Genomic DNA, 16,155 nt, shown 5'->3' on the forward strand with positions numbered 1-16,155 from the left:
AGCGTATTGTTTTTAATCCATCCAATAAAGTAATATTTACTTCTTAATTTTTTTCCTGCGTTTCCAAAAGTAATCAAAAAGGAACCCAGCCGCTAAAACAATAAGGAAATGCTTAAAATATGACCGGGGCTCGCCATCACCTCCAACAGTTGTAAAAATCCTGTCCCATCTGGGTCTCCATTGGCTAATTCCCTTATTAAAATTATCAAAACTTAGCCAGATAAAAATAGGTTTACCTACAATATGGTTGGAAGGTACATATCCCCAACTACGGCTGTCTTCAGAGTGATCTCTGTTATCGCCCATCATCCAATAGTAATCCTGCTTGAATGTATAGGTATCAGTAACCTGTCCATTTATACTTATCTGATTGCCTGAAACACCAATGGTATTTCCTTCGTAGTCTCGAATTATCTTCTTGTAAAGTGGCAGTACTTCCGGTGTTAAACCAATAGTTGCCCCTTTTTCAGGAATGTATATAGAACCGAAGTTATCGTTATTCCAGGGATAGTTGGGATCATTGGGAAATATATTATAACCTTTTACCCCGTTTGGTTCTATTATTTTTACAACAGAATCAATATCCGGATTGTTTCTCAAATCATTCACCATTTCATCTGTCAGGGTAACCGTTCGTTGTCGGCCGGTTTCTTCCCTTAAAGACAGGCCTGCCTGTCTTATAACTTTTGGCGGAATACCATCTGAATCCGTTATTAACTCTATTTCTCCTTTGGCATTCTGTCCCCCGGCCACAAGGTATTTGTTTACTGCATTAAACTGATTTTGGTTTAGCGGTGCCGACAAGTATTTTCTGGTAAATTCATCAATTCCCAAACTGATCAATAATCTTGAGGATACCCCTTTTTGAGCATATACATTATAATCAAATTGAGGTTTTGCCCTGTCTGAAAGCTCTAATAATTCGCCATTTATATACACCAAACCATCAATTATTGATAGTGAATCACCCGGGGTTCCCACACAGCGTTTTACATAGTTCGATTTTTTATCAATGGGTTTTTTTACTCCTTTTTCCTTCTTGAAAAAGACGCGAACCGTATCTGCCGGCCAACTAAAAACGACGATATCATTTTTCTTAACCTTTTCAAACCCTGGTAATCTGAAATATGGGAGTTGCGGTTTTTTAAGATAAGATCTGATTCCTATTCCAGGAATTGTATCATGAACCATCGGAGCTGCTACCGTGGTCATTGGCAGACGTGCTCCATAATGAAATTTACTCACAAAAAGAAGGTCTCCCACCCTAAGTGTACGTTCCAGGGAACCTGTTGGAATTACATAAGGTTGTATAAAATAAGTATGAACCAGTGTAGCGGCAACAACGGCAAATACAATAGAACTTACCCATTCTCCTGATCCACTTTTTGGATGCAAACTTCTGTCCTCGATATATGTCACATCTTCGGCATAGTTTAAATAGTATATATATAAACCAAGCGTAAGGATAACCAACCAAGTATCAAGAAGGCTGTTTTTACCAAAACTTCTAATTGTCTCAACCCATATTACAGGAAACATGAGAAGATTTATTATGGGAATAAAAAGAAGTATTACCCACCATGTAGGCCTTTTTATAATTCGCATTAAAACAATGCCATTATAGATTGGAATAGCTGCCTCCCAGGGTTTTCTACCCGCTTTGATATAAAGTTTCCAAGTCCCCAAAAAATGAATGACTTGTATTATTAAAATAAAGATGATCCAATTTGTACTGTTCATAAGCTCAAAATACTTTTTTTAGACGTTGCCTTTTATGATCTGTTACCAAAATTAACCAAGCTTTAACACATCCTTCATTGTAAAGACCCCATTTTTTCTAACTAACCATTCAGCAGCAACAACTGCACCTAAAGCAAAACCTTCCCTACTAAATGCTTTGTGTTTTATACTAATTTGGTCTACCTCATTTTCATACGCAACGATGTGCGTTCCGTACTCATCTGCAATTCTTTTGGAAGTTATTGGGATATTTCGTTCCGATGATTTTTCCAATTCCCAGCCCTCATATGAAGAATCCTTAATTATATCCTCAGCAAGTGTAATGGCTGTTCCACTTGGGGCATCAAGTTTTTCCAGATGATGGGTTTCTTCGATCGAAACTTCATATTGCGGCAAATTAGTCATCATTCTGGCTAAATAACGGTTCATCTCAAAGAACAAATTAACTCCCAGGCTAAAATTGGAGGCGTAAATAAAAGCTCCATTTTTCTGTTTGCACAGAGAAATGGCCTTTTCATAATCCTTAAGCCATCCGGTAGTCCCAGACACAATAGGGACATTATGATTAAGGCAACTTTCAATGTTCTTGTAAGCGGTCTCCGGACTGCTAAAATCTATGGCTATATCCATAGCACTATAATCTACTTCTTTGGTTTCTAAATCTACTTTGGAAACAATGATATGATTTCTTTGAAGTGCAATTTTTTCAATCATCTTGCCCATTTTTCCATAACCGAATATTCCGATATTCATAAATTAGAATTTTATAGTTATTGCGACCCCATAGTTAGGATCTGAACTGATTGGGTTGTATTCCAGATATGGAGTAATATCCAAAGCCAGATCATCATCAACATTGAATTGTTTCAAATGGGCATCAACATTGGCATCTATGATATTTAATGCATATAATCCAAGGGTAATAAATAAAGCAAGATCCCTATCTCTTTGATAACGCTCCTGTCCATCCTGCAGGGCTTCGTCAGATAAGTCAGGGGAGCCGGGAACTATCCCGGACCCATTTACGTCATAGAATTCATCATCTGTAAAACCAGCTTTTCTCCTTTTAAACGCAGTTCTGAAACGATCATATAAATCATCATTATATGTGTAGGCATAAATACCCAATCCGAGCGCACCAATTACAATCGGAATTTTCCAATAGCGTTTGTTATAGGCCTGGCCCAAACCGGGCAGTATGGCAGAATAAAATGCGGCTTTACTGGGAGCTAAAGGATTTATTCGCTTCTTTTTCTTTTTTACTTTGCCTTCAACAACAACTTTTTGTTCTTGCGTATCTACACTCACAGAATCCGCGGGACTTTCATTTGTCCCCTCCTGTGCAAAGGATAAAAGTACAGGGAATAAAAGCAAGATATAAAAAACAAGGTTTTTACTCACCTGTGATTAGTTTTTTCAATCGCTGAAAATCTTCTTCTGAATGGAAGGGAATACTTATCTTACCTTTACCTGTTTCCTTAGAATTGACAACAATATTTGCAGAAAGGTATTCTTTAAGATGTTTTGTGCCACTTCTTATAATTTCTGATTTTAACGAGGACCTGTTTGAAGATATTTTTTGAGTTGGTCCCTCATGGTATTGCTTTACAAGTTGCTCCGTTTCCCGAACAGACAAGTTGTTTTTGACAATTTTTTCATAGAGGTTAATTTGATCCTCTTTTTTTGCAATATTTACAAGAGAGCGGCCATGTCCCATAGAGATAAAACCGTCTCGCATCCCGGTTTGAATAATGGGATCCAGCTTTAATAAGCGCAGGTAATTGGCGATGGTAGATCTTTTTTTACCCACGCGCTCACTTAACTTTTCCTGGGTTAAGCCAATTTCATCTATGAGGCGTTTATAAGAAAGGGCAATTTCAATTGGATCCAGATCCTTCCGTTGAATATTTTCCACAAGGGCCATTTCCAGGGATTCCTGATCATTGGCTATCCTGATATATGCCGGAATAGTTTTTAGTCCAATTAATTTAGAAGCCCTGAACCTTCGTTCTCCGGATACCAATTGAAACTTATTGAATTCTGATTTTCTTACAGTGATAGGCTGAATAACGCCTAATTCATTAATAGATGAAGCCAGTTCCTGAAGACTTTCATCGTCGAAATGGGATCGGGGTTGAAAAGGATTTACATCAATGGTATCAATATCCAGCTCTACGATATTACCAACAACTTTATCCGCATTTCTATCCGATACCGAATTAATATCATTTTCCGGGTCTTTAAGCAATGCAGAAAGCCCTCTGCCTAAAGCCTGTTTCCTCGTTGCTTTCGCCATTATACCTTTTCTCTATTTTTTTTCAATAGTTCATTGGCCATATTCAGGTAATTGGTCGCACCTTTACTACTTGCATCATATTTAATAATGCTTTCTCCATAACTAGGAGCCTCTCCCAGCCGTACATTGCGCTGGATAATGGTATCAAAAACCATATCTGAAAAATGTTTTCTAACTTCTTCCACAACCTGATTGGAAAGCCGTAATCTGGAATCATACATTGTAAGTAACATCCCTTCAATATCCAATTCAGGATTATGAATTCTCTGTACGCTCTTTATGGTATTTAATAATTTCCCAAGTCCTTCAAGAGCAAAGTATTCACATTGTATTGGAATAATTACAGAGTCGGCCGCAGTTAATGCATTGAGTGTAAGCAGGCCTAAAGAAGGTGCACAGTCGATAAGAATATAATCATATAATGCCTTTAGATCTCTAATGGCTTGTTTCAACATGTATTCCCTTTGATCTTTATCTACCAATTCTATTTCAATGGCGACAAGGTCTATGTGAGAAGGAATAAGATCTACATTAGGAGATGAGGTCTGAATGATTGTCTCCCCGGCAGTTCTGGTATGTTCTAATAACTGGTAAGTACCAATTTGAATTTCATCAACATTAATGCCTAAACCAGAAGTTGCATTGGCTTGGGGGTCTGCATCAATTACTAATACCTTTTTTTCAAGTACACCCAGCGAGGCAGCCAGGTTTACTGTGGTAGTGGTTTTACCAACCCCACCCTTTTGGTTTGCGATAGCAATAATTTTGCCCATAATCGAAGTAAGTTAGGGGTTAAAAATACAATTATTTGTAATGCCAAAAAATGTATTTTGTTAACACAAAGTGAATAACTCAGGCAAAACTGTTAAAGTTAAGTGATTAGCGAATAGACAGGGAAGGACAATCCGACTAATCAATCAAAATTTCAAGTATTTGGAGAGCTGCATCGCTTATTTTGGTTCCGGGCCCAAATACAGCCGCGGCGCCTGCATCAAATAAGTATTCATAATCCTGTTTGGGAATTACACCTCCTACTATTACCATGATATCCTCCCGGCCATATTTTTTTAATTCTTCCAATACCTGGGGCACCAGTGTTTTATGCCCTGCAGCCAAAGAAGAAACACCAAGAATATGGACATCATTTTCTACAGCTTGTTTCGCTGCCTCAGCAGGAGTTTGGAATAAGGGCCCGATATCAACATCAAAACCAAGGTCAGCGTAGCCTGTAGCGACTACCTTGGCGCCACGATCATGGCCGTCCTGTCCCATTTTTGCAATCATAATACGAGGCCTTCTACCCTCTTTTTCGGCAAATTTATCAGCCATTTCCCTGGCTTTATTAAAACTTTGGTCGTCCTTAATCTCTTTTGCGTACACTCCTGTAAATGATTGAATTTTTGCTTTATATCTCCCGAAAGCAACTTCAAGGGCATCACTAATCTCACCCAGAGTAGCCTTAGCACGCGCTGCTTCTATCGCTAAAGCTAATAAATTGCTTTCACCTTGCATAGACTTCGACGTAGATTTAGCCTTCGCAGCCTGTGTTAATTTTTTGAGGATAAGGGATACTTCCTTATTGTCTCTTTCCTTTTTTATTTTAACTAAGCGTTCTATTTGTTGTCTGCGTACTTCGGCATTGTCTACTTCCAGGATTTGCAATTCCTCTTCCTTATCTAATTGAAATTTGTTAACCCCTACAATAATATCCTGGCCACTATCTATGCGAGCCTGTTTTTTGGCTGCAGCCTGTTCAATACGCATTTTTGGTATACCGGCTTCAATGGCTTTAGTCATTCCACCATGCTCTTCCACCTCCTGAATAAGGTCCCAGGCTTTTTCTGCCAATTCATTTGTCAAATATTCTACATAATAACTGCCGGCCCAGGGATCCACTGTTTTTGTAATTTTTGTTTCTTCCTGAAGATAGATCTGTGTATTTCTGGCAATACGTGCAGAAAAATCCGTTGGTAAAGCTATTGCCTCATCCAAGGCGTTAGTATGCAAGCTTTGAGTGCCACCAAAAGCCGCTGCCGATGCTTCAATAACAGTTCTTGCCACATTGTTGAAAGGATCTTGCTCTGTAAGACTCCAGCCACTGGTCTGACAATGTGTTCTTAGGGCAAGTGATTTTGGATTTTTAGGTTCAAATTGTTTGACAAGTTTGGCCCAAAGCATTCTACCTGCTCTCATTTTGGCAATTTCCATAAAATGGTTCATTCCTATAGCCCAGAAAAAGGAGAGCCTTGGTGCAAAATGATCAATTTCAAGTCCAGCTTTTAAACCAGTCCTGATATATTCAAGTCCATCAGCCAAAGTATAGGCAAGTTCAATATCTGCAGTAGCCCCGGCCTCCTGCATATGATAGCCCGAAATACTAATGCTGTTAAATTTGGGCATATTTTTACTTGTGAATTCAAAAATATCTGCAATAATATTCATTGACGGAGTAGGGGGGTAAATGTAGGTGTTTCTTACCATGAACTCTTTCAGGATATCGTTTTGAATGGTTCCGGCCAGTTGTTCAGGCGGGACTCCCTGTTCCTCGGCAGCGACGATATAGAAAGCCATAATGGGAAGCACAGCACCATTCATGGTCATGGATACGGACATTTTATCTAAGGGAATACCGTCAAATAAAATCTTCATGTCCTCAACAGAATCGATAGCTACTCCCGCTTTACCAACATCGCCAACAACGCGTTCATGGTCGCTGTCATAGCCTCTGTGAGTTGGCAGATCAAAAGCTACAGAAAGTCCTTTTTGACCGGCAGCCAGATTGCGCCTGTAGAAAGCATTGCTTTCATGTGCAGTTGAGAAACCGGCATACTGCCTTATCGTCCATGGTCTTCTTACGTACATGGTAGAGTAGGGACCTCTTAAATTTGGAGCTATCCCGGCGGCAAAATCGAGATGTACAAAATCTTTGATGTCCTTCTCAGAGAATGATGACTTAATAGTAATATCCTCGGCAGTAATAAAATCCGATATTGTTAATTCTTCTTTCCCATTAGAATTAAATGGCTTTAACCTTAAGTGCTGTAATTCCTTTCTACTCATGATCCAGTCTATTTTTTTCAAGTGATTCTGAAAGCCTAATTTCTGTTATTGGTTCTATTATTGTTTTTCTTGGATTCTTTTTTACAAAAGGGTTTGATTGCAATTCAGAATTCATTCGATCCATTTCGTTGGAGTATTTATTTGTGCCTACCAATACTTCTTCTCCTGTATCAAACTTTAGTTGTTGTTTATGCGCACTTTCTTTTATTTTCTTTTGAATATTGTGTGTCTTTAATTGTTTGAAAAAACCACCACCTTGCTCAATTTGTTTGAATATTTTCAATGCCTTTTCTGCGAGTTGCACGGTCAGTGTTTCTATATAATATGAACCGTCTGAAGGATTTGAGATTTTGTCCAGATAACTCTCGCCCTTTAAAATAAGTAATTGATTCCGGGCTATTCGCTCTCCAAACTCATTGCTTTTATGATATATGGCATCATAGGGCAAATTGCATACCGTATCAGCTCCACCAAGTACCGCCGACATACATTCTGTTGTGGTTCTTAGCATATTCACATTGTAGTCGTATATGGTTTTGTTTCGTTTTGAAGGTGAAGCCAAAATATGGCATTCAGTTTTAAGGCCATATTCAGCAGCCAGCGTCCTCCAGAGCAAACGCAGTGCCCTCAGTTTAGCTATCTCAAAGAAATAATTCCCATCTACTGCCACCTTAAAGCAAACTTTCAAATGAGAGTGCAATAAGTTCTTTCCACTTAAAAAATTAAGATATTCATTTAGGTGTCCCATCGCATAGGCCAATTGTTGAGCCCTGTCCGCCCCGGCATTCTGATACAGAGAAACATCAATACTTAGTGTTGGGGGATTTTCAGTGATGTTACAAATTTCCTCCAAAGCAAGATGGTCTGCATTATAGTTGGAGAACCAATTTCCAGTTCTGCAAAAATTACCCAAAATATCAATATGGACAAAAATGTTTTCTTTACTTGCTACTGTGAATAAAAGTAGGTTTTTGATGTATTCAACGGACAAAAATTGAAGTTGGAAATGCACCGGTACTTTTTTAATGTCAATTCCATTCAAAATCAGCTCAGGTTTCAAATCAGGACTCTTGATTTTGAAAATTAAACTCTCCGTACCTCTTTTAAGCGCACTTTTTGCCTTTTTATTCGCTTCAGTCTCCACGGTGACTTCAATTTCTTGTCCAATATGCCATTCAGAGCCTGAAGTGTGCTGGTGCAGGGTGGTATCAGTCAAGTCTTCGGCATTGTAAAAGGGTTTAACTTTTATACCCTCAGGCGATTCCCATACCAGTGTTTCATTATAATCTGCACCTTTCAGATCTGCCTGTATTTTTTGTTTCCAGCCCTTGGCGGAAACTGCTGTGAATTCAGTAAACAAATGTTTTTTATTCATCGCCTTTTTGTTTTGTGCTATCCTCGTACTCAATCAAATAAATTTCTTCGTTCTTTTTTTTAAGATAATAATTTTCACGAGCAAATTTTTCCAATTCTTCGGGATCCGACAGTGTTTTAATAATTTCTTTATCCTTGGCTATTTCTTCTTTTAGAAATTCCTGGGTTTTTTCTAATTTCTTGATTTCTTTCCTTAATTCCATATGGATCAGCAAGGAATTGGTGTCAAAAAAAATCATCCAAATGACAAAGACCGTAAGCACTATTACATAAATATTTGTAACAATTCCAAACCATTTTTTATTTTTGATAGCTTTCCAGGTCATTAGCTTAATTTTTCATTAATTATGGTGCGCACAATGTCTACAGCTACTGTATTATAGGTGTTATTGGGAATTATGATGTCTGCGTATTCTTTGGTGGGTTCAATAAACTCATCATGCATTGGTTTCAACGTACTCTGATATCTGCTCAGTACTTCCGTCAAATCCCTCCCTCTTTCATTTATATCGCGTTTAAGTCTCCTGATAAGGCGCTCATCTGAATCCGCATGAACATAGATCTTGATGTCGAACATTTTGCGAATCATTGGGTTGGTCATAATCAAAATGCCTTCAATTATCATGACTTTCCTGGGATGGGTTCTTATGGTGTCTTTCGTTCGGTTGTGTTTTGGGAAAGAGTATACCGGTTGATCAATTGGTTTGCCTTGTTTTAGTAGGTCAAGATGAAGGGCCAATAGTTCAAAGTCAATCGCCCTTGGATGGTCAAAGTTAATTTTTGATCGCTCATCAAAACTTAAGTGCGACAGGTCGTTGTAATAGGAATCCTGAGAAATTACACCAACTTCTTCATCAGGCAATTGATTTATGATTTGATTAACGACCGTAGTTTTACCACATCCTGTGCCTCCTGCTATTCCGATTATTAACATATTGGTGAAATTTGTACCAAAAATACAGATTTGGGATGATATTTATTCATACAGCCACCTTCCATTTCCAATTGCATAATTACATGAACAAATTTGTTTAAAATATGATAATATTCATATTTGACGCATTTATTTAGGAATAGTTTTGTACTAAATCCATAATAAATTGGGGTTGAATTTAACTTCGGTGTCATTCATATGCCTGGAGGTAACAATAAGTAAGGCATTCGCAAGCATGAGAAGAAATGAAATATAGATTATTGGTCAATTAAAATCACAAAATTTATATAACTTAAGAGTCATTTTTAAAAAAGATTATTTTAACCGGATCAAATTAATATTTATGAATAATTCGTTTAAAGTTGTAGTCGATGGTAGTCTGGACTACAAGATCACTACGGAAGATATATCAAAGATTGATGCATTAAAGACCTCCCCTAATTCATACCACATATTGAAGGAGAATAAATCCTTTACTGCTCAGGTTTTGGACAAGGATTTTTATCAAAAGAAATATACGATAAGCATTAACAATAGTTCCTATGATGTCGTTATTTCAGATAGTTTGGATCTATTGATTAATGATATGGGTTTTGCATTATCTTCTTCCAAGGATATTGATTCTATTGCGGCGCCTATGCCAGGGCTTATATTGGATGTTCATGTGCGGATAGGACAGGCAGTGAATGAAGATGACCCATTATTAATACTTGAAGCCATGAAAATGGAAAATGTAATTACCTCACCGAGAGATGGCATTATTAAGAGTATTTCCATAAAGAAAGGTGATGCAGTAGATAAGAACAAATTATTGATTGAATTTGAATAATTAATCCATTATGAAAAAAATATTAATTGCAAACCGAGGTGAAATCGCCATAAGGGTAATGCAAACCGCGCAAAAAATGGGAATTAAGACGGTAGCAGTCTATTCAAAAGCGGACCGGAATGCTCCTCATGTGAAGTTTGCCGATGAGGCAGTATGCATTGGTGAAGCCCCTTCAAATCAATCCTATTTGCTTGGTTCAAAGATTATTGAAGTTGCTAAAAAATTGGATGTAGATGGAATTCACCCCGGCTATGGCTTTTTAAGTGAAAATGCTGATTTTGCCGAAGAAGTAGAAAAAAATAATCTAATTTTCATTGGACCAAAATCCAAGGCCATCCGGGTCATGGGTAGTAAGTTGGCCGCCAAGGAAGCAGTAAAAAATTACGATATCCCGATGGTGCCAGGCATTGATGAGGCTATTACCGACGTCAAGAAAGCCAAGGTAATTGCTAAAGAAATTGGGTTTCCAATTTTAATAAAAGCCTCTGCCGGTGGTGGTGGAAAAGGGATGCGCATTGTTGAGGAAGAAAAAGAATTGGAATCACAGATGAACAGAGCTATTAGTGAAGCTACATCAGCCTTTGGGGATGGCTCTGTATTTATAGAAAAATATGTTACCTCTCCCAGGCATATTGAAATACAGGTAATGGCAGATAGTCATGGGAATATCCTTTATTTTTTTGAAAGGGAATGTAGTATTCAGAGAAGGCACCAGAAAGTGGTTGAAGAGGCTCCATCTTCAATACTTACGCCTGAGCTGCGTGAAGAAATGGGTATTGCCGCAACAAAAGTGGCAAAAGCATGTGATTATTTGGGAGCGGGGACAGTGGAATTCCTGATGGATGCCGATCATAAATTTTATTTCCTGGAAATGAATACCCGTCTTCAGGTTGAACATCCGGTCACCGAGTTAATCACCGGGGTGGACCTTGTAGAACTGCAAATAAAAATCGCAAGAGGAGAAGAAATGACAATTAAGCAGGAGGATCTGCATATTAATGGTCATGCCCTGGAGCTTCGGGTTTATGCCGAAGATCCACTTAATGATTTCTTACCTAGTGTTGGCACCTTAGAAACCTATAAGTTGCCTACAGGAGATGGTGTCCGAGTTGATAATGGTTTTGAAGAAGGTATGGAAGTACCCATTTATTATGATCCTATGCTCTCAAAATTAATATCCTATGGAAAAAATAGGGATGAGGCTATCCAAATAATGCTTAAGGCAATAGAGGATTATAAAATAGAAGGGGTACAGACTACTTTACCATTTGGTAAATTTGTTTTTGAACATGAGGCTTTCAGATCCGGAAATTTCGACACTCATTTTGTTAAAGATTACTATTCTCCGGAGGTATTAAATAAAAAAGCCGAAGAAGAGGCCAGAATTGCCGCTGTCTTGGCAGTTAAACAATATTTGGAAGATCAAAAAACCTTAAGAATACCAATAAACTAGCATATGGATTCTAATATAGAAAAACTGAACAAAAGAATAGCTCTTGCTCATATGGGTGGGGGGCAGAAACGAATAGATAAACAGCATCAGAAACAAAAATTAACTGCGCGTGAGCGTGTAAATTATTTGTTGGATGAAGGTTCATTTGAAGAGATGGGTATTTTGGTAACGCACCGTACCACTGATTTTGGGATGGATAAAGAAATCTATTTTGGCGATGGAGTTGTAACCGGATATGGAACCATTAACGGGAGACTAGTATATGTGTATGCGCAGGACTTTACAGTATTCGGCGGAGCTTTATCTGAGACCCACGCAGAGAAAATATGTAAGATTATGGATCTTGCTATGAAAGTTGGTGCTCCGGTTATTGGTTTGAACGATTCCGGAGGAGCACGGATACAGGAAGGGGTTAAATCCCTTGGCGGATATGCTGATATTTTCTACCGAAACGTGCAAGCTTCAGGAGTTGTACCACAGATCTCAGCAATAATGGGGCCATGTGCCGGCGGGGCAGTTTATTCACCAGCCATGACAGATTTTACAATAATGGTTGAGCAAACGAGCTATATGTTTGTAACAGGACCCAATGTCGTAAAAACGGTTACCAATGAAGAAGTGACCGCTGAAGAATTGGGAGGTGCTTCTACCCATGCCACAAAATCAGGTGTAGCACATAAGACATCTGCTAATGATGTGGTTTGTTTGGAAGATGTAAAAAAACTATTGAGTTATTTACCTCAAAGTAACAGGGAAAAACCCGCGTCTCTACCCTATGAATTAGGAGATGAGGTTAGGGACCAACTAACAGATATAATTCCTGATAACACCAATAAACCATATGATATGCACGGTGTTATTGATGGTATTATTGATGAAGATTCTTTTTATGAAATTCATAAGGATTATGCCGAAAATATCATTGTGGGATTTGCAAGACTGGCAGGCAGAAGTATTGGTATAATTGCCAACCAGCCCATGTTCCTGGCCGGGGTTTTAGGAACTCAAACTTCAGTAAAAGCAGCCAGATTTGTGAGGTTTTGTGATAGTTTCAATATTCCATTATTGGTATTGGAAGATGTTCCGGGCTTTTTACCCGGCACAGATCAGGAATGGAATGGTATCATTGTTCATGGTGCCAAGCTGTTGTTTGCCTTTAGTGAAGCAACAGTTCCAAGGATAACGGTTATTACCAGAAAAGCCTATGGGGGTGCCTATGATGTCATGAATTCCAAGCACATTGGCGCTGACTTTAATTTTGCCTGGCCTACAGCAGAGATAGCAGTTATGGGGGCCAAAGGAGCAAGTGAAATTATTTTCAGGAAGGAAATTATGAGCTCGAAGGACCCTGCTAAAGAACTTGCGGAAAAAGAAGCGGAATATGCAGAAAAATTTGCCAATCCATTCAGAGCAGCCAGACGAGGTTTTATCGACGAAGTAATTTTACCTAAAAATACAAGGAGAAAACTAATCAAAGCTTATAGTATGCTTGAGAACAAAGAGGTCAGTGCCCCTAAAAGAAAGCACGGAAATATTCCGCTCTGATTGCCATTCTTAAGTAGGTACTGAACTTTAAGAAGGTAAAAATACAGATCCACTAGAAGAGTTTCTGGAAGCTCCTGTGACGGTTTTAAGCACGTTAATTTCTTTTTCAACACGCAGTATGCCCATTAGTGCAAAAACTAGTGCTTCTTTATATTCAATTAATTCATTCGGAGGAATAACCAGGCTTATTTCGGGTACTAATTTTGTTTGAAGCCGTTCCATCATAAATTGGTTTAAGGCGCCACCACCGGTAATTAAAACCGAGCTATGATCTTTTGTCGCATTCGCCTTAATCTGCAATGCAACCTGCTCACAAATGTGTTCTACAGCAGTGTGGAGCAAGTTATCCATGGAGTCTTCAGTCATCTCAATTATGGGAACAACTTCATTCACAAACCATTCATATCCGGTAGATTTTGGAAAAGGAAGTTGGTAAAAGGGTAATTGGTTTAATTTTTCAAGCATAGTATAATTTACTGTTCCTTTTCGAGCTATCATCCCTTTATCATCATATGTAAGGCCATTCTTTTGTGTAATGAAATTCAAAATCATGTTTGCTAATCCAATATCATAGGCTATGCGGTCACCGCTGTGCTCAAAGGATACATTGGAGATCCCACCCAGATTAAGGCAAAAGTCATATTTGCCAAAAAATAATTTGTCCCCAATGGGAACCAGTGGAGCACCTTCTCCGCCAAGGGCTACATCATTTGTTCGAAAGTCACAAACCGTTTTATGGCCACTTACATTTGCCAGATGCTGCCCCGATCCTATCTGAAATGTTAGTCCCTTTCCCGGTTGGTGGTGTGTTGTATGGCCATGACTGGCTATTAGGTCTACTTTAAGATTATTTTCCGTAATAAATTCCTTTGCCTGTTGTCCTAGCCAACTACCATAGGTATTATGAAAAATAAGCAATTCATCAGCCGATAGTTCAATTGACTTTTTCAGGCGGGTCCTCATTTCATTGTCATAGCTAATGCCCCGTGTTTCTTGGATTTCAAATTCCCACCGGTCAGATTTTTTCCAGATATGGCAGTAGGCCAGATCCAGCCCATCCAAAGATGTACCTGACATTAATCCTACTACTTTATAAGTCTTTATTGCCAAAACGAGGTATCTTATGTTTCAAGATTAATAATGATGAAAGTTAATTAGATTAGTTTTCAATGTAAAAAAAAATGCAATCCTTTTTAGGGCCAGTTCTTTTTTATCCTGCCTAATTCTCAGCAGGTCATCAATGAGAGATACATACCTGGGTTATTTACTATTGATTTTTGATAAATTTATATCATTAATTTTTAACAAAAATGTGTATTTTTAGTAATTGTTATATCAAGTCACTAAATTGACTTATCTTACATTTTTTAAATTTTAAAAATTTGGTTGGGAAACGCACGCAACTGCTATTAACGGTTTTTGACCAAAAAATAAATTTAATAACTATTTTATTAACCGATTTAAAATAATACAGAATGAGTAACGCTAAAAAAGTGAATACTTTAACGCGCCGAGATTTTGTGGGCAGTACATTAGCTGCTTCAGCTGCGTTCACTATCGTGCCGTCGTATGCCGTCAGTGGACTGGGGCATGTAGCACCCAGTGATAAATTAAATATTGCCGGTATAGGTGTTGGGGGCATGGGGCTCGCTAATTTAAAGAATTTAGAATCACAAAATATTGTTGGTCTTTGTGATGTTGATTGGAAGTACGCCAAAGGCGCTTTTGATAGGTATCCAAAAGCTAAAAAGTATTGGGATTTTCGTAAGATGTATGATGAAATGGGAGATGAAATAGATGGAGTTGTCATTGCAACTGCTGATCATACACATGCCATTGTTGCTGCCCAGGCGATGACCATGGGGAAACATGTTTATCTTCAAAAACCATTAACGCACTCGGTTTATGAATCCAGGTTATTGACGAAATTAGCAAAAAAGTACAATGTTGCTACCCAAATGGGTAACCAGGGAGCTTCCGGGGCAGGTGTTGCCGAAACTTGTGAGATACTTTGGAGCGGAGCAATAGGTGATGTAACAAGGGTTGAATCATTTACTGATCGGCCAATTTGGCCTCAGGGATTGAATACCCCTGAAAAAGGAGATTGGGTACCTGATACCTTGAATTGGGACCTATTCACAGGACCGGCTAAAATGATACCGTTTAATGAAGTTTATCATCCCTGGAATTGGAGAGGTTGGGTTACCCGACGAAAGTACAGGCAAGTTCGTCATTATTATTAAATGATTCTGCACCAGTTTCACAATCTGCCAAACTCACGTTCCCAGCGAGAGGAAAACAAGGCAGCATTAAATTACCAGAGGTTGATGTTCATTGGTATGATGGTGGAATTAAGCCAGATTTACCTGCTAACTGGCCTTCAGGTAAAAACCCTAATAAGAGCGGTGGAGGAACCTTCTTCTATGGAACAAAAGATATTCTTCATGTAGGTTGTTATGGTGTTGAACCAGAATTATTATCTGGCAAGAAGATTAATGTTGCCAAAACAGAACGAAGAGTTGAGGAGGAATTAGGACTTGCATGGAATAAAGGAGCTCATGAAATGGATTGGGTAAGGGCATGTAAAGAAAGTGCAGAAAATAGAAAGCCATGTACTTCAGATTTTGCTGAAGCAGGGCCATTTAATGAAATGGTTGTTATGGGCGTACTAGCTGTTCGCTTACAGGCCTTGAATAAAGTCTTAGAATGGGACGGTGAGAAAATGGAATTCACGAATATTGGTGCTAATGAGGAAATTAGGACGGTAATTAAGGATGGATTTGAGATTCATGACGGACACCCAACCTTTAACAAAGATTGGACAGAGCCAATGAATGCAATAGCATATTCTCAGGAATTGATCAAGCACACCTATAGAGATGGCTGGTCATTACCTGATATGCCTGCATAAGGCATTGATTCGA

Annotated in this window: 15 protein-coding genes; 5 read left to right on the top strand and 10 right to left on the bottom strand. The window is 38.5% G+C overall.

Annotation, left to right across the window (positions count from 1 at the left end):
* Window positions 1-36: 36 nt before the first annotated feature.
* The 9 genes from lepB to udk all read right to left on the bottom strand — a co-directional run bounded on the left by lepB (window position 37) and on the right by udk (window position 9,404).
* The gene (gene lepB, locus Q0X77_RS02425; RefSeq protein WP_297792522.1) at window positions 37-1,740 is read right to left on the bottom strand and encodes a signal peptidase I; all 1,704 of its coding nucleotides are present in this window, start codon (window positions 1,738-1,740) and stop codon (window positions 37-39) included.
* A 51-nt stretch (window positions 1,741-1,791) separates the two neighbouring features.
* Entirely contained in the window at window positions 1,792-2,493 is a 702-nt protein-coding gene (gene dapB / locus Q0X77_RS02430) for a 4-hydroxy-tetrahydrodipicolinate reductase (protein WP_297792523.1), read from the bottom strand.
* Between the two features lie 3 nt (window positions 2,494-2,496).
* Window positions 2,497-3,141, bottom strand: coding sequence for a DUF5683 domain-containing protein (locus Q0X77_RS02435; RefSeq protein WP_297792524.1), 645 nt, complete (start codon window positions 3,139-3,141; stop codon window positions 2,497-2,499).
* Window positions 3,134-4,036, bottom strand: coding sequence for a ParB/RepB/Spo0J family partition protein (locus Q0X77_RS02440; RefSeq protein WP_297792526.1), 903 nt, complete (start codon window positions 4,034-4,036; stop codon window positions 3,134-3,136). Before Q0X77_RS02440 ends, Q0X77_RS02435 begins: the two co-directional genes overlap by 8 nt.
* Entirely contained in the window at window positions 4,036-4,809 is a 774-nt protein-coding gene (locus Q0X77_RS02445; protein ID WP_297792528.1) for an AAA family ATPase, read from the bottom strand. Before Q0X77_RS02445 ends, Q0X77_RS02440 begins: the two co-directional genes overlap by 1 nt.
* 136 nt (window positions 4,810-4,945) lie before the next feature.
* On the bottom strand, window positions 4,946-7,096 hold the full coding sequence (gene scpA / locus Q0X77_RS02450; RefSeq protein WP_297792529.1) for a methylmalonyl-CoA mutase: 2,151 nt from the start codon (window positions 7,094-7,096) through the stop codon (window positions 4,946-4,948).
* Entirely contained in the window at window positions 7,089-8,471 is a 1,383-nt protein-coding gene (locus Q0X77_RS02455; RefSeq protein WP_297792530.1) for a methylmalonyl-CoA mutase subunit beta, read from the bottom strand. The genes scpA and Q0X77_RS02455 overlap by 8 nt, the downstream gene beginning before the upstream one ends.
* The gene (locus tag Q0X77_RS02460; protein ID WP_297792532.1) at window positions 8,464-8,796 is read right to left on the bottom strand and encodes a septum formation initiator family protein; all 333 of its coding nucleotides are present in this window, start codon (window positions 8,794-8,796) and stop codon (window positions 8,464-8,466) included. The genes Q0X77_RS02455 and Q0X77_RS02460 overlap by 8 nt, the downstream gene beginning before the upstream one ends.
* Window positions 8,796-9,404, bottom strand: coding sequence for a uridine kinase (gene udk, locus Q0X77_RS02465; protein ID WP_297792534.1), 609 nt, complete (start codon window positions 9,402-9,404; stop codon window positions 8,796-8,798). The genes Q0X77_RS02460 and udk overlap by 1 nt, the downstream gene beginning before the upstream one ends.
* Window positions 9,405-9,747: 343 nt before the next feature.
* Between udk and Q0X77_RS02470 the strand changes: the two genes are divergently transcribed.
* Genes Q0X77_RS02470 through Q0X77_RS02480 form a run of 3 tightly spaced genes read left to right on the top strand, consistent with a single transcriptional unit; the run spans window position 9,748 to window position 13,231 of the window.
* Complete coding sequence (locus Q0X77_RS02470; RefSeq protein ID WP_297792536.1) at window positions 9,748-10,233, top strand: acetyl-CoA carboxylase biotin carboxyl carrier protein subunit; 486 nt, start codon at window positions 9,748-9,750, stop codon at window positions 10,231-10,233.
* Window positions 10,234-10,243: 10 nt separating this feature from the next.
* Entirely contained in the window at window positions 10,244-11,686 is a 1,443-nt protein-coding gene (accC, locus tag Q0X77_RS02475; protein WP_297792538.1) for an acetyl-CoA carboxylase biotin carboxylase subunit, read from the top strand.
* A gap of 3 nt (window positions 11,687-11,689) precedes the next feature.
* On the top strand, window positions 11,690-13,231 hold the full coding sequence (locus Q0X77_RS02480; RefSeq protein ID WP_297792539.1) for an acyl-CoA carboxylase subunit beta: 1,542 nt from the start codon (window positions 11,690-11,692) through the stop codon (window positions 13,229-13,231).
* A 27-nt stretch (window positions 13,232-13,258) separates the two neighbouring features.
* Here the strand turns inward: Q0X77_RS02480 and Q0X77_RS02485 are convergent, their stop codons facing one another.
* Entirely contained in the window at window positions 13,259-14,341 is a 1,083-nt protein-coding gene (locus tag Q0X77_RS02485; RefSeq protein WP_366939194.1) for an anhydro-N-acetylmuramic acid kinase, read from the bottom strand.
* 365 nt (window positions 14,342-14,706) lie between these two features.
* Here Q0X77_RS02485 and Q0X77_RS02490 point away from each other — a divergent pair, with 365 nt between their 5' ends.
* Both Q0X77_RS02490 and Q0X77_RS02495 read left to right on the top strand, forming a co-directional pair.
* A complete protein-coding gene (locus tag Q0X77_RS02490; protein ID WP_297792540.1) occupies window positions 14,707-15,474 on the top strand; it encodes a Gfo/Idh/MocA family oxidoreductase in 768 nt (255 codons plus the stop codon).
* The gene (locus Q0X77_RS02495) at window positions 15,429-16,142 is read left to right on the top strand and encodes a hypothetical protein (RefSeq protein ID WP_297792542.1); all 714 of its coding nucleotides are present in this window, start codon (window positions 15,429-15,431) and stop codon (window positions 16,140-16,142) included. The genes Q0X77_RS02490 and Q0X77_RS02495 overlap by 46 nt, the downstream gene beginning before the upstream one ends.
* Window positions 16,143-16,155 lie beyond the last annotated feature (13 nt).

The organism is uncultured Eudoraea sp. (genome assembly GCF_947258925.1).
GTDB lineage: Bacteria > Bacteroidota > Bacteroidia > Flavobacteriales > Flavobacteriaceae > Eudoraea.

What these genes read in the sequence shown, in the direction of transcription:
- lepB (WP_297792522.1), bottom strand. Translation starts at nt 1,740, where the DNA reads ATGAACAGTACAAATTGGATCATCTTTATTTTAATAATACAAGTCATT.
- dapB (WP_297792523.1), bottom strand. Translation starts at nt 2,493, where the DNA reads ATGAATATCGGAATATTCGGTTATGGAAAAATGGGCAAGATGATTGAA.
- Q0X77_RS02440 (WP_297792526.1), bottom strand. Translation starts at nt 4,036, where the DNA reads ATGGCGAAAGCAACGAGGAAACAGGCTTTAGGCAGAGGGCTTTCTGCA.
- Q0X77_RS02445 (WP_297792528.1), bottom strand. Translation starts at nt 4,809, where the DNA reads ATGGGCAAAATTATTGCTATCGCAAACCAAAAGGGTGGGGTTGGTAAA.
- scpA (WP_297792529.1), bottom strand. Translation starts at nt 7,096, where the DNA reads ATGAGTAGAAAGGAATTACAGCACTTAAGGTTAAAGCCATTTAATTCT.
- Q0X77_RS02455 (WP_297792530.1), bottom strand. Translation starts at nt 8,471, where the DNA reads ATGAATAAAAAACATTTGTTTACTGAATTCACAGCAGTTTCCGCCAAG.
- Q0X77_RS02460 (WP_297792532.1), bottom strand. Translation starts at nt 8,796, where the DNA reads ATGACCTGGAAAGCTATCAAAAATAAAAAATGGTTTGGAATTGTTACA.
- udk (WP_297792534.1), bottom strand. Translation starts at nt 9,404, where the DNA reads ATGTTAATAATCGGAATAGCAGGAGGCACAGGATGTGGTAAAACTACG.
- Q0X77_RS02470 (WP_297792536.1), top strand. Translation starts at nt 9,748, where the DNA reads ATGAATAATTCGTTTAAAGTTGTAGTCGATGGTAGTCTGGACTACAAG.
- accC (WP_297792538.1), top strand. Translation starts at nt 10,244, where the DNA reads ATGAAAAAAATATTAATTGCAAACCGAGGTGAAATCGCCATAAGGGTA.
- Q0X77_RS02480 (WP_297792539.1), top strand. Translation starts at nt 11,690, where the DNA reads ATGGATTCTAATATAGAAAAACTGAACAAAAGAATAGCTCTTGCTCAT.
- Q0X77_RS02490 (WP_297792540.1), top strand. Translation starts at nt 14,707, where the DNA reads ATGAGTAACGCTAAAAAAGTGAATACTTTAACGCGCCGAGATTTTGTG.